The sequence below is a fragment of the Cupriavidus sp. FW305-3-2-15-C-LB2 genome (assembly GCF_058787575.1).
The window spans coordinates 349,620-362,592 of sequence record NZ_JBYSZW010000002.1 but is presented as its reverse complement, the minus strand read 5'-3'; the positions used below and the strand labels follow the sequence as shown (position 1 = coordinate 362,592).

At 66.8% G+C, this 12,973-nt stretch carries 12 protein-coding genes; 5 read left to right on the top strand and 7 right to left on the bottom strand.

The window, feature by feature from the left end:
* The first annotated feature begins 124 nt into the window (after positions 1–124).
* Positions 125–1,306, top strand: coding sequence for a M20 aminoacylase family protein (locus AC3WRR_RS03530; protein WP_010814458.1), 1,182 nt, complete (start codon positions 125–127; stop codon positions 1,304–1,306).
* 26 nt (positions 1,307–1,332) lie between these two features.
* Positions 1,333–2,343 (top strand): tripartite tricarboxylate transporter substrate binding protein, encoded by a 1,011-nt coding sequence (locus tag AC3WRR_RS03525; RefSeq protein WP_010814459.1) that lies wholly within the window; start codon positions 1,333–1,335, stop codon positions 2,341–2,343.
* Positions 2,344–2,364: 21 nt separating this feature from the next.
* Here the strand turns inward: AC3WRR_RS03525 and AC3WRR_RS03520 are convergent, their stop codons facing one another.
* From AC3WRR_RS03520 to AC3WRR_RS03490, 7 genes are all read right to left on the bottom strand, one after another.
* Positions 2,365–3,105, bottom strand: coding sequence for a dienelactone hydrolase family protein (locus AC3WRR_RS03520; RefSeq protein ID WP_234788105.1), 741 nt, complete (start codon positions 3,103–3,105; stop codon positions 2,365–2,367).
* A gap of 113 nt (positions 3,106–3,218) precedes the next feature.
* Entirely contained in the window at positions 3,219–4,031 is an 813-nt protein-coding gene (locus AC3WRR_RS03515) for a helix-turn-helix domain-containing protein (protein WP_010814461.1), read from the bottom strand.
* A gap of 62 nt (positions 4,032–4,093) precedes the next feature.
* A complete protein-coding gene (locus AC3WRR_RS03510) occupies positions 4,094–4,750 on the bottom strand; it encodes a methionine ABC transporter permease (protein WP_011617262.1) in 657 nt (218 codons plus the stop codon).
* Positions 4,731–5,564 carry a methionine ABC transporter ATP-binding protein gene (locus AC3WRR_RS03505; protein WP_439671861.1) on the bottom strand — a complete coding sequence of 278 codons (834 nt, stop codon included), beginning with the start codon at positions 5,562–5,564 and terminating at the stop codon, positions 4,731–4,733. The genes AC3WRR_RS03510 and AC3WRR_RS03505 overlap by 20 nt, the downstream gene beginning before the upstream one ends.
* 9 nt (positions 5,565–5,573) lie before the next feature.
* Entirely contained in the window at positions 5,574–6,398 is an 825-nt protein-coding gene (locus AC3WRR_RS03500) for a MetQ/NlpA family ABC transporter substrate-binding protein (protein ID WP_010814464.1), read from the bottom strand.
* 92 nt (positions 6,399–6,490) lie between these two features.
* Positions 6,491–7,831 (bottom strand): LLM class flavin-dependent oxidoreductase, encoded by a 1,341-nt coding sequence (locus tag AC3WRR_RS03495; protein WP_010814465.1) that lies wholly within the window; start codon positions 7,829–7,831, stop codon positions 6,491–6,493.
* A gap of 17 nt (positions 7,832–7,848) precedes the next feature.
* A complete protein-coding gene (locus AC3WRR_RS03490) occupies positions 7,849–9,066 on the bottom strand; it encodes an acyl-CoA dehydrogenase family protein (protein ID WP_010814466.1) in 1,218 nt (405 codons plus the stop codon).
* 200 nt (positions 9,067–9,266) lie between these two features.
* Between AC3WRR_RS03490 and AC3WRR_RS03485 the strand changes: the two genes are divergently transcribed.
* The 3 genes from AC3WRR_RS03485 to AC3WRR_RS03475 all read left to right on the top strand — a co-directional run bounded on the left by AC3WRR_RS03485 (position 9,267) and on the right by AC3WRR_RS03475 (position 12,871).
* Positions 9,267–10,223, top strand: coding sequence for a chromate resistance protein ChrB domain-containing protein (locus AC3WRR_RS03485; RefSeq protein ID WP_011617266.1), 957 nt, complete (start codon positions 9,267–9,269; stop codon positions 10,221–10,223).
* 24 nt (positions 10,224–10,247) lie between these two features.
* Positions 10,248–11,450 (top strand): chromate transporter, encoded by a 1,203-nt coding sequence (locus AC3WRR_RS03480; RefSeq protein WP_454750049.1) that lies wholly within the window; start codon positions 10,248–10,250, stop codon positions 11,448–11,450.
* Between the two features lie 203 nt (positions 11,451–11,653).
* Positions 11,654–12,871, top strand: a complete 1,218-nt coding sequence (locus tag AC3WRR_RS03475) for a polysaccharide pyruvyl transferase family protein (RefSeq protein WP_492296243.1) — start codon at positions 11,654–11,656, stop codon at positions 12,869–12,871.
* Positions 12,872–12,973 lie beyond the last annotated feature (102 nt).

The following is a 12,973-nucleotide window of genomic DNA, read 5'->3' as shown; positions in this document are numbered from 1 at the left end:
CTCAGGACGGCAGCACGGACTTTTTAATGTTGCAAATTATGCAACGTTTCTGCCTCATCATTGTCATGGTTTCGGCAAGCGCCTGCGTGGAGAATGCTGTGGACGACCACGCTCCGATACCGCCATGAACCAGGCCCCGCTTGCCGAACTGCACCAATCCATCCAGACCCTGTCGCCGGAGTTCGTTGAGATCCGCCGAAAGATCCATGCGCACCCCGAACTGGCCTTTGAAGAGCGCCAGACCAGCGACCTGGTCGCCGGACGGCTGGCGGCATGGGGCTACGAGGTGCATCGCGGCATGGGCACCACCGGCGTCGTGGGCAGGCTAAGGAAGGGGCAAGGCAGCAAGGCGCTGGGCATCCGCGCCGACATGGACGCGCTGCCGATTCAGGAAAAGACCGGCCTTGACTACGCCAGCACCATCGCCGGCAAGATGCACGCCTGCGGCCATGACGGGCACACGGCGATCCTGCTGTGTGCCGCCAGGTACCTGTCCGAGTCCGTTGATTTCAATGGCACGCTCAACCTGATCTTCCAGCCGGCCGAGGAGAACGAAGGCGGTGCGCTGCGCATGCTGGACGATGGGCTGTTCGAGCAATTCCCCTGCGACGAAATCTATGCGCTGCACAATTCCCCGGGGCTGCCGGTCGGCCAGATCGGGGTCATCGCCGGCCCTGCCATGGCCTCGTTCGACCGCGCCACGGTCACGCTGCGCGGCCGCGGCGCCCATGGCGCCATGCCTCATCATGGCATCGACGCCATGCAGTGCGCCGCCAGCATCGTGCTTGGACTGCAATCGATCGTCAGCCGCGAGATCGATGCGCTCAAGTCCGCGGTCATTACCGTAGGCTCCATCCAGGCTGGCACCACCTACAACGTCGTGCCCGACAGCGCAACGATCAAGATCGGCGTGCGCACGCTGGACCCGCAGGTGCGTACGCTGGTCGAAGCGCGCATCAGCGAATTTGTCGCCGCACAGGCCCAGAGCTTCCGGCTGCAATCCGAGGTCGTCTACGAACGCAAGTACCCGGTACTGGTCAACCACGACGCGCAGACCGAGCGCGCGCGCCAGGCCGCGATCCGGCTGGTGGGCGCGGACAACGTGGTCGAGCGCCCGCCGGTGATGGGCAGCGAAGACTTCGCCTACATGCTGGAGCACCGGCCCGGTGCCTACATCCGGCTCGGCAACGGCCTGGGCGAGGATGGTGGTTGCATGGTCCACAACCCCCTGTACGACTTCAATGACAAGGCCCTGCCTGTCGGCGCCGCATTCTGGGCGCACCTGACGCAAAGCTATCTGGTTTGAACAACAATTCTTCGGGGACATCCACCATGGCTTCACTGAACCGCCGCCGCTTCCTTCAATATGCCGGTGTTTCCGCCGGCACCTCCGTGCTGGCCAGCCTGCCGGCCTTTGCCGCAGACAACTTCCCCGCCAAGTCGCTGTCCCTGGTGGTCCCCTACCCGGCCGGCGGTGCCAGCGACACTTCGGCGCGCATCTTCGGGGAATCCATCAGCAAGAGCGTCGGGCAGCAGGTGGTCGTCGAGAACTACGGCGGCGGCACCGGGCTGATCGGCGCCAACAAGGTGCTGGGCGCACCGGCCGATGGCTACACCTTCTTCCACGGCTCGATCAACGAGGTCTTCCTGGCTCCCATGCTCAACCCGGCGGCGCGCTACAAGCCGCAGGACTTCCAGCTGGCCGCGCCCATCAGCGACGCCAACATCGTGCTGATGGTCAGGAACGGCATTGCCGTGGATACCCTGGACAATTTCCTGGACTATGCGAAGAAAAGCAAGGGGAAACCGCTGACCTACGCCACGGTCGGCATCGACTCCATCTATCACCTCATGGGCGATGCGCTGGCTGCCCGGCTCGGCGTGCCCTTCCTGCACGTGCCGTACAAGGGCGGCGCTCCAGCGCTGCAAGGCCTTGCCGGCGGGGAGGTCGACTTTGCCATCCTGCCCTACCAATCCAGTTTCGACAGCATGCAGCAACAGGGCCGGCTGAAGGTGCTGAGTAGCTTCGCCAAGGCCCTGCCCCCGGCGCTCAAGCATATTCCGCTGATCTCGCAAAGCCGGCTGGTGCCCGACTTCGAGTACTCGATCGGCGGCGGCTACTTCGTCAGGCAGGGCACGCCCGCCAGCCGGGTGGCAGTGCTGCGCAAGGCGATTGGCGAAGCCCTGGCCAAGCCCGAGATCCGGGCCAAGCTCGAAGCCGAGGGACGTACGGTCGCACAGCCGATCAACAGCCAGGAGCAGGCGAATCAGGTCTTCGACCAGTACCTGGGACGTGTCACGCAACTGATCCGGAACGTGGGCCGCAAGACCAACGCGTCCTGAAGTCATGTCGCAGCGCGCGCCTTAGCTGGCCGGCCAGGCTGCCTTGGGTGACACACCCGGGGCAAGCCGTTCCGCCAGGAAGGCCTGCATTGCCGCCCAGGACCGGCGGTCCGCCGCCGCATCATAGGCAATGCCACGATCCGGAAGATTCGCCCCCTCGAACGTGAATGCATGCAGGGCATGACCATAGGCATGCAGCTGCCAGTCGGCGCCGGCGCCGGTCAGCTCCCCTGCAATGCCGAGAACATCGTTCGGCGGCGCGACCGGGTCTTCCCAACCATGCAGGAGCAGGATGCTGGAAGTGATGGGTGCTTGCGGGCCGATCCGCGGCGGTTGAAGCACCCCGTGGAAGCTGACGGTAGCCAGCAGGTTCGGCGGGGCCGCGCGCGCCAGGTCCAGGGCGCACAGGCCGCCGAAGCAATACCCAAGCGCAGCCATCCGCTGCGCATCGACCCCGGGAAACCTGGTGGCCGCATCGAACCCGGCCAGCAGGCGCCGGCGCAACAAGCGGCGATCGGCCATCATCGGGCCCATGAGATGCGCGTTGTCTCCCAGCTCGTCACCACGGACGCCCTTGCCGTACACGTCTGCGGCAAAGCAGATGTAGCCCAATGCCGCAAGCCGGTCGGCGCAGCAGCGCATCGCGGCGTTGAGTCCGCTCCATTCGTGGGCCAGCAGCACGCACGGCGTGCGTTGGGCCAGCCCGGCGGGCCGCGCTACATACCCTTCGAAGACAGTCGTGCCATCCGTGTATTCGACCAACGATTGTTCCAGCGGCAGATTCCCAGCGTCCATAGCATTCTCCTTTTGAGCCGCCAGCATGCGGCAGGCGGGGAACGCTGTATTGAACGTTTGGGACGCCAGGTGTTGCGTCGTCAGAGATAGAAGGCCGGGGCATCGTCTGGCAGGCGTCCGAAGTACTCGGCGAGCGGCGATGGCCCGTTGCGCGCATAGTCGCCCGGCGTCTGGGCCAGGCGCCGCCGCCAGCTCCGTATCTGATGTGGCTGATCGCTATAGCCTGACAGCGCGTCGCCCGCGCCGCGCTGCACCGCCTGGATGCTGGACTGCAGTCGCTCCAGGTCCATCAACTGCTTGGGGCCAACGCCAAGGTGCCGCTCGAACCAGCGGTTCAGCTGGCGCCGGTTGACGGCGGTCAGGCTGGCGACTTCCTGCACTTGCCGTCCCTGGCGCAGCAGCGCATGCGCCGCCCTGATCGTCGCCAGTTCCGCAGCCGGCCGGATAGCCGTCATGCGTCGCAGCAACCACGCGTCCAGCTGGCAGGCAACCCTCGCCGGGGTCCAGGCGGCGCTCAGGTCGGCGCTGAGCGCATGGGTCGCGCCATCGCCAAGGTATCCGGCCAGATCCAGCAGCTGATCCTTGCAGTCCGGCCCGATGCCGGGGAACAGCCGCGCCAGGCCCGCGCCACTCAGCATCGCCATGACGAAATAGGTGTCCGGCCACGACCGCCATTGCCGGCTGGTCGACTGGAAGCCCAGCAGCGACACCTGCGGCACGGTCGGGCCGCCCTCCATCGCGTTCGGGCGTCCGAAGTTGATCGAGAGCACCGATCCCGGGTACGGGCAGGTCACGATCCGCCTGCCCGCGTAAACACCCGCCAGGTCCTCGACGAACCAGTAGCCGTTGACGTAGGGCGCCAGGGCGGCGCAAGGAGCAATCACCTGGAACATAGCGGACGTGTCGTGGCATGCGCCGGAAACAGGACAGCCGTACCTTTATCACAAAGCGTCGACTAGCGCCGGTGGTCGAACCGCCGCGCCAGCCGTTCACCGGCAAACTGCACCAGCGTGACCAGCGTCACCAGGATCGCGATCACATGGAACATCACGGCGGTCTCGTAGCGTTCGTAGCCATAGCGGATCGCCAGATCACCCAGCCCGCCGGCGCCGACCGCGCCCGCCATCGCCGACGAACCGATCATGGCGATCACGGTCACGGTGGCGCCGCCGATGATCGCGGGCATCGCCTCCGGCAGCAGCACGTGGCGCACGATATGCCAGCGGCGGCATCCCATGGCTCGGGCCGCCTCGACAAGCCCCGGGTCGATCTCATTGAGTGCAACCTGCGAGATGCGCGCGAAGAACGGTATCAGGTGGGCGCTCAGCGGCACCACCGCCGCCCACGTGCCCATGGTGGTGCCGACGATCATACGCGTCACCGGAAGCATCGCGACCAGCAGGATGATGAAGGGAATCGAGCGGAACATGTTCACCAGCACCGACAAGGTCCGGTGCAGCCGCGGCCGCGGCGCCAGGCCGCCGGGAGCGGTCATGGTGAGCACGAGGGCCAGCACCATGCCGGCGGCGAACACCACGGCGCACGCGCTGGTGGTCATCAGCAGGGTCTCGCCCAGTGCCTTGAAATACTTGTCAGCCATTGGCAGCAGCACGATGTGCAGTCTCCTGTCTGGTTGTGTCCGGCACGGCGGCCATGCGGTGCCGCAATGGCCGCAGCAGCGCGATGGTGGCTTCCGCGTGCGGCTCGGCAAACACCTTCCAGACGGTGCCATGCTCGATGACGTGGCCGTGGTCGAGCACCAGCACGCGGTCGCAGGCTTCACTGATCACCGCCATGTCGTGCGTGATCAGCACCACGGTCAGCCCCAGCCGCTGGTTGATGTCGCGCAGCAGCGCCAGGATCTGTTCAGTGGTCTCCGGGTCCAGCGCGGAAGTGGCCTCATCGCACAGCAGGATCTCGGGCCGGTGCACCAGCGCACGGGCGATGCCCACGCGCTGCTTCTGCCCGCCGGACAGCATCACGGGATAGGCGCGCGCCTTGTCGGTCAGCCCGACCAGGTCCAGCACCTCCATCACACGGACCGCGATCTCGTGGCGCGGCACACCCGCCACGCGCAGCGGCAGCGCGACGTTGTCGAATACGGTCTTGGCCGACAGCAGGTTGAAGTGCTGGAAGATCATGCCGATCCGGCGCCGCAGCGTCACCAGCCCGTTCTCGTCCAGCAGGCCGATATCGGTGCCGTCGATGCGGACGTGGCCGGTGTCGGGACGCTCCAGCATGTTGATGGTACGCAACAGCGTCGACTTGCCGGCGCCGCTGCGGCCGATGATGCCGAAGCGCTCGCCGCGGCCAATGGTGAAGGAAATATCGGCCAGCGCGGGGGCGCCTGCCCCCGCGTAGGTCTTGCCGATCCCCGCGAACACGATATGCGGCGCGGACTCGCGCAACGGTAGGACAGCGTGCATGCTGGCTCGTCAGAAGGCAGGGATCACGGAACCCTGGTATTTGGTCTGGATGAACTTGCGCACCTCGTCGGACTGATAGGCCTTGACCAGCCGCGCGACCCACGGCGCGCCCTTGTCCTTCTCGCGCACGGCAATCACGTTCACGTACGGGTTGTGCTCCCTCTTTTCCACCGCGATGCCGTCGCGCGTGGCGATCAGGCCGGCCTGGTACGCAAAGGTATTGACGATGGCGGCCGCATCGACGTCTGGCAGCGCGCGCGGCAGCACCACCGAGGCGCTTTCCACGAACTCCAGCTTCCTCGGGTTGGCCGTGATGTCGGCCAGCGACGCCGTGCCGGTATAGGGATCGAAACCATCCTTGAGCTTGACCAGCCCGTGGTCGCGCAGGATCACCAGCGCGCGCGTCTGGTTGCTCGGGTCGTTCGGGATGCCGATGCGCGCGCCGTTGGGCAGCGCCTCCAGCGACTTGACTTTGCGCGAATAGAACGCGATCGGCGAGATCAGCGTATCGCCGACATTGACGATCTTGTAGCCCCGCTGCCGGACCTGGTCGCGCAGGAACGGGATGTGCTGGAAGGCATTGGCATCGAGGTCGCCATTGTTGAGGGCCTCGTTGGGGCTGGCGGTGCCGGTGATGACGATGGTCTGCACCTTCAGCCCCTGCTTGTCGGCGACGCGCGTCACCACTTCCCAGATCTCTTCGTCGACCCCGCCGCGCACGCCGACCTTGAGTGGCCGGTCGCTGGCTTGCGCGTGGGCGTTGCCGATGGAGAGCGTGGCAAGCGCCGTCAGCGCGGCGAGTGCGAGGGTGGCAAGGAAAGGGCGTCGTGTCATGGCAGGTGGGCAGTGATAAGGAAGGACCAGTCTAAGAAACGCCCGTTGCCCAGTCCACGAAGGAATACGACGTAGCAAATGCGGACTTCTGCTTACGCCGCAGCCTGCGCCGGTACCCGTCCCGCGGGCCGTTCGCGGCCCAGGTGCGAGCGCAGCGTGGTACCCGCGTACGCAGTGCGGAAAATGCCGCGCCGCTGCAGGATCGGCACCACGCCATCGACGAAGGCCTGCAGCCCGTCGGGCAGCGCATCGGGCATCAGGTTGAAGCCGTCCGCGGCACCATGGCGGAACCAGTGTTCGATATCGTCGGCCACCTGCTCCGGCGTGCCCACGATCACGCGGTGGCCGCCGCCGCCCGCCAGCTCGCGGATCAGCGCCCGCACCGTCAGGTTCTGGCGCTGCGCCACCGCCACGGTGGCGCGGAAGAAGGTGTGGTTGCCGTTGGCCGGCAGCGCCAGGTCATCTGGCAGCGGCGCGTCCAGGCTCAGCCGTTCCACCGGGATGCCTAGTGTGCCGGCCAGCCGCACCAGGCTGTAGTCCCACGGAATCAGGTCGACCAGCTCGTCGCGGCGCTGCCGCGCCTGCGCCTCGGTGGCGCCGATGATGGTGGTCAGCCCCGGCAACACCTTGACCGCGTGCGGGCCGCGGCCCAGCGCTTCGGCACGTGCGTTGATCTCGCGCTTGTAGGCCAGCGACTCCTCGAACGACTGCGACGCGGAGAACACCGCCTCGGCATGCCGCGCGGCCAGCTCGCGCCCGTCGCTGGAGCCGCCGGCCTGGAACAGCACCGGATGGCCCTGCGGCGGCCGCGGCAGGTTCAGCGGGCCCTGCACGTCGAAGAAGGTGCCATGGTGCGCCACCGGCTGCAGCCTGGCGGTATCGACAAAGCGCCCGTCGTGCTTGTCGCCGATCAGGGCATCATCTTCCCAGCTGTCCCACAGCGCCTTGACAAGATCCGTGAACTCGTCGGCACGCGCATAGCGCTGTCCGTGGTCCGGCGGCGCGGCGCGGCCGAAGTTGCGTGCCGAGCCGGCATCCGCCGTGGTCACCACGTTCCAGCCCGCGCGGCCGCCACTGACATGGTCCAGCGTGGCAAAGCGCCGCGCGATGTTATAGGGCTCGTTGTAGCTGGTGGAGGCCGTGGCCACCAGTCCGATATGGGTAGTCGCCGCGGCGACGCAGGCCAGCAGCAGGGTCGGCTCCAGCGCCGTGATCGGCCGGAAATGGATCTGGTCGGCGATCGACGCATTGTCGGCCAGGAAGATCGCGTCAAACTTCCCCGCTTCAGCGATGCGTGCCAGGCGGATGTAGTGCTGCACGTCCACGAACGCACGCGGGTCGCTGGCGGGCAGGCGCCACGCCGACGGCACGAAGCCGGAATGGAGCGCGTTGATATTCAGGTGCAGCTGGCGCTGCGGTGAGCTTGTTGTCATCGTTCGCCTCCGGCGGCTCAGAACACCCGGCCTTCGGCCAGGTGCGTGGTGTCGCCGTTCAGGTGGTAGGCGCCGACCACGCGCGCCTTGTGCAGCAGCGGGTTGTGGCTGAAGATCGTGCGCAGGTTGCGCCAGTGCCGGTCGAAGTTGTGCTGCCTGGCGGTGGCCGAGGCGCCGCCGGCCTCGAACATGCGCTCGGCCACGTGCAGCGCCAGCTTGCTGACCACCAGCTGGGTCTGCGCGGTGGCCAGCGCGCCGGCCAGGACCAGCGCTTCGGCGTCTTCGGAGCGTGCCAGCAGCGCATCGGCCGAGCGGTCCAGTGCGCGCGCATTCTCACGCACGAGTGCGTCGATGGCATGGCTGTGCGCGGCCAGGTCGCCGATCACCTGCTGGATGAAATGGTCTTCGCGTGCCGAGGATGCCGGGCTGTGCAGCACCGGACGGCCATGCTCGCGCACATAGCGCAAGGCATCGGCCCAGGCATTGCGCACGATCCCCGCCGCCACCGCCACCAGGTGCAGCTGGCGCAGCGCGCCGCAGTGACGACCGACCAGCGTGCTGTTGGCGCGCCGCGTCACTTCATCGGCGAGCACCTGCACATCGTCCAGCACCAGGCTGCCGCTGGCGGTCATGCGCTGGCCCATGCCGTCCCAGTCGTCAACGACGTTGAAGCCGGGGCGATCGGTCGGGATGATGATCGAGGCATCGGCGCCATCGGCATCCTTCACATTGATGCGGGCGTAGTCGGCAAAGGCTGTGCCGGTGGAGTAATACTTCTTGCCGCTCAGGCGGTAGTGCCCGCCGTCGCGCCGCAGCGCCGTGCTGATTTCACCGGGACGCGACGTGCCGCGTTCGGTGGAGGCACCGCCGAAGATCGCGCCCCCGACAATGCGCTGCACCTGCAGGTCATTGAACGCCGAGCGCGGCGCCAGGCGCAGCGACTCGGTCTGGTCGAAGTGGATGCGCAGCGCGTGCGCGACGTTCGATTCCTCCGCGGCAAGCGCGGCAATGACCTCGAACAGGTCGGCCAGCGAGCCGCCCAGGCCACCCTGCTCCACCGGGAGCCGGAGCACGCCAAGCCCGGACTCGCGAAACAGCGCGAAGGCCTCGTAGGGCAGCAGCCGCCGTGCCTCGCGGGCGGCCGCGTCGACGCCAATCTTCCGCGCCAGCGCCGGCACGGCGTCCAGCGCGGCGCGCAGCGCGTGCCGCGCATCGAAGTCCAACGGGGCATTCATAAAGGATTCCTTCCTTGCGGATGAGCAGGCTCACAAGATAGGGAACCCTGCATCACACGTGAACGAATGAATGCCTATATCGTTATCTACCCAATGGACTACAGCCGACTCCGGAATAAGTGCCACTAAGTGCACTCAATTGAAATTGTAGAGATCACTACAGAGTTGATCCACACTCTACAAGCACTTAGTATCGGCCCATGGAACCAGCTCCGGAACTGTGGACCCTCCTCGTCATCAGCCTGCCAACCAAGTGCGCCACTGCCCGGATGCGCATCTGGCGGGCCCTCAAGGCACTAGGCTGCGCTGCACTGCGCGACGGCGCCTATCTGTTGCCGACGCCAAGCGCGCAAAGCGCTCAACTACGTGACCTGGCCGATGAAGCCATCCAGGAAGGCGGCCAGGCCTGGCTGCTGAATGTGCGCGCGCATGATCCGGCGGAGGCTCACGCCTACCGGACCCTGTTTGACCGCACGACCGACTACGCCGTCTGGCTGGCCGCCCTCTCCGAAGACCGCAAGAACCTGTCCGGCCAGGACGAAGCCGGGATCGCCCGCCTTCTGCGCCGGCACGGCCGTGCCTTTGATGCCATCGCCGGGACCGATTTCTTCCCCAATGACGCATCGGTCAACGCCTCCTTGCAATGGCGGGACTTCACCAGTGCGATCGAAACCCTGCGTTCGCCAGGCGAGCCCCAGCCTGCAAGCGGCGGCATCCCGCGCCGGGATCCTGCCCAATACCAGGGGCGCGATTGGGCAACGCGGCGCCACCTTTGGGTGGACCGGGTCGCCAGCGCGTGGCTGATCCAGCGTTTTATCGACCCCCATGCGCGCTTCCTGTGGCTGGAGCATCCCGCGGACTGCCCGCATGACGCGCTGGGTTTCGACTTCGACGGCGCCGCCTTCACGCATGTGGGCGACAAGGTTTCATTCGAGGTGCTGCTGGCCAGCTTCGGGCTGGACGCCGACCGCGGGCTGGCCCGCCTGGCCAACATGGTCCACGCCCTGGATATCGGCGGGGCCCAGGCGCCGGAAGCCAGCGGCTTCGAAGCTGTGCTTGCCGGCGCGCGCGAGCGCCTGGCGGATGACGACGCGCTGCTGGCCGAAATCGGCCGTACCCTCGATTCTCTTTATGTGCATTTTTCCGGAAAGCGATAGCACCATGCCCCTGAGGTCCACGACGTGAGCAACGTCTCGCAGGCCCCAACCCCTAAGGCCGCGCTCACGGAACGGCCGCGCTACACCCTCTGGCAGCTGGTCGGCTACATGCTGCGCCTGGGTACGCTCGGCTTCGGCGGTCCGGTGGCGCTGGCTGGCTATATGCATCGCGACCTGGTGGACCGGCGCCAGTGGATCACCGACGCCGACTACAAGGAGGGGCTGGCCCTGGCACAGCTGGCACCCGGCCCGCTGGCCGCGCAGCTGGCCATCTACCTGGGCTATGTCCACTACCGCATCGCGGGCGCGACGCTGGTCGGGATCGCGTTCGTGCTGCCGTCATTCCTGATGGTGCTGGCGCTGGGCTGGGCCTATGTGCGCTTTGGCGGCCTGACGTGGATGCAGTCCGTGTTCTACGGCGTCGGGGCCGCGGTGATCGGCATCATTGCGATCAGTGCGTACAAGCTCACGACCAAGAGCGTGGGCAAAGACCGCCTGTTGTGGGCGATCTACCTGGTGCTTGCCGCGGTCACGGTGGTCACCGAATCCGAAATCGCGTGGATGTTCCTCGCGGCCGGGCTGCTGGTGTGGTTCTGGCGCGCCCCGCCGAAATGGCTGCGCCAGGGCGGCCTGCATGCGGCCGCGGCGACACAGCTGCCCCTGGCCGGGGGCGTGGCTGGCACCATTGACTGGCCCCTGTTGGCACAGATCGCCGTGTTCTTTGCCAAGGCGGGCGCATTCGTGTTCGGCTCGGGGCTGGCCATTGTGCCGTTCCTGTACGGCGGCGTGGTCACCGACTTCCACTGGCTCAATGACAAGCAGTTCGTCGATGCCGTGGCGGTGGCCATGATCACGCCCGGCCCCGTGGTGATCACCGTCGGCTTTATCGGCTACCTGGTGGCCGGCTTGCCCGGCGCGTCGGTTGCGGCGCTGGCCACCTTCCTGCCGTGCTACCTGTTCACCGTCCTGCCGGCCCCCTACTTCAAGAAATACGGCAAGCTGCCCGCCATCCTGGCCTTTGTCGATGGCGTGACCGCTGCCGCGGTGGGGGCCATCACCGGCGCCGTGATCGTGCTGGCCAGGCGTTCGATCGTGGATGTGCCGACGGTACTGCTGGCGCTTTGCACAGTGGCGCTGCTGCTCAGGTTCAGGAAGCTGCCCGAACCCGTGATCGTGGCCGGCGCGGCGCTGATCGGCCTGGTGATCTATCCGCTCATGCATCATTGACGGGAGCGCCGCGCCGGGTCCATGAAATCGCTTTGCGAGCTTGGGCGCACAACCGGCCCACTGCCCTGGTGGCCGAAGCCACTTGCGATGGACGGCTTTGGGGAATCTAATCCGACGGAGAGGCGTCCCGAGGAGGGTCCCATCGCGCAATGCACAAAATGCGGATCTGAGAACCCCGTGGGCGCCGATTCTTGCCAAACGCCATGCCAGCCTCCCGCTCAGGAACCACCGGCTTCCCCACGATCCTGTTTGGCGCTTTCGATCGCCACAACTTCGGCGACTTGCTGCTGCCGCATGTGATGCGAAGCCTGATCGGGCCGGCCAACCCGTTCTACGGGGGCTTGGCCGAGCGCAACCTGAGAATCCATGGCGGCCATCGGGTCCACACCCTGGCGCGGCTGGCAGCCATCGTGGGCGACAGCGCCGTCGATGTCATCCATGTGGGTGGCGAAACCCTGACCTGCTCGCTCTGGGAGGCGGCCGTGATGCTGCAGCCTCCCGGGCAGGCCCGGGCAGTAGTGGCAATGCTCGATGCCCGGCCGTACGAGCGGACGGTCTGGGCCCAGGCGCAGCTGGGCATACGGGACCTTGTCCCCTACCTGTTGCCGGCCGGCATCTTTGCCAACGTCCGGCGTGTCATTGTCCACGCCGTCGGCGGCATTGAACTTGGATCGGTTGAGCCTGCCATGCGGGCCGAGGTGGTGGCCAAGCTCGGGGCCGCCACCAGCGTCGGGGTACGAGACCATCAGACCCGGGCCATGCTCGCGGAGAACGGCATTGCCTGCCGCCTGGAGCCCGATCCGGCCGTGCTGGTGGCCGAGTTGTTCGGCCCCTGCATCCGCCGGCGCGCCCGCCAGGGCGAGTGCGCCCGCATCGTGTCAGGGTTCTCGGGCGGATACCTGGCCGTGCAGTTCAGCGCGGATTTTGGTGACGACGATACCCTTTCACAGCTGGCGGCCCAGCTCGAACGTATCGCCCGGGCCAGGGCCCTGGGCGTGGTGCTGTTTCGCGCCGGCGCCGCGCCCTGGCACGACGACCTGGCTTGCTACCAGCGCCTGGCGGCACGGCTGCGCGGCACGCCTGTGGTCCTGTTCGAATCGCTCAATCTGTGGGATATCTGTGCGCTGATTGCGCACAGCCATGGCTTTGTCGGCAGCAGCCTGCACGGCGGCATTGTCGCCGGCGCCTTTTTCCTGCCACGGCTTGGCCTGCTCCGGCCCGCACAACCTCCTGGCACCAGCAAGCAGGTCGCCTTTGCCGCGGCCTGGGGCGCGGCCGGGGCGCCGGCCGCGGTGATCGTTCAGGATCTTGCGGACGGCCTGGACGAAGCGATGGCAACCCGGACCGCGCAGCGCAGGGAACTGGCCTGGGAATGGGCCAAGGCATGCAGGAGCGCATTCCAGCTGGTTCAGGAGAACTAGCGCGATCGAAGTGCCCGCCCGAGACGCAAGTCCCCGGTACGAAAAAGCGGGCTTCCGAAGAAGCCCGCCCGGTTTGCTGCTAGACGCCTGTATATCGGCCGG

Coding starts and splice junctions, on each gene's coding strand:
- AC3WRR_RS03530 (WP_010814458.1), top strand. CDS start 125: ATGAACCAGGCCCCGCTTGCCGAACTGCACCAATCCATCCAGACCCTG.
- AC3WRR_RS03525 (WP_010814459.1), top strand. CDS start 1,333: ATGGCTTCACTGAACCGCCGCCGCTTCCTTCAATATGCCGGTGTTTCC.
- AC3WRR_RS03515 (WP_010814461.1), bottom strand. CDS start 4,031: ATGTTCCAGGTGATTGCTCCTTGCGCCGCCCTGGCGCCCTACGTCAAC.
- AC3WRR_RS03505 (WP_439671861.1), bottom strand. CDS start 5,564: ATGCACGCTGTCCTACCGTTGCGCGAGTCCGCGCCGCATATCGTGTTC.
- AC3WRR_RS03500 (WP_010814464.1), bottom strand. CDS start 6,398: ATGACACGACGCCCTTTCCTTGCCACCCTCGCACTCGCCGCGCTGACG.
- AC3WRR_RS03495 (WP_010814465.1), bottom strand. CDS start 7,831: ATGACAACAAGCTCACCGCAGCGCCAGCTGCACCTGAATATCAACGCG.
- AC3WRR_RS03490 (WP_010814466.1), bottom strand. CDS start 9,066: ATGAATGCCCCGTTGGACTTCGATGCGCGGCACGCGCTGCGCGCCGCG.
- AC3WRR_RS03485 (WP_011617266.1), top strand. CDS start 9,267: ATGGAACCAGCTCCGGAACTGTGGACCCTCCTCGTCATCAGCCTGCCA.
- AC3WRR_RS03475 (WP_492296243.1), top strand. CDS start 11,654: ATGCCAGCCTCCCGCTCAGGAACCACCGGCTTCCCCACGATCCTGTTT.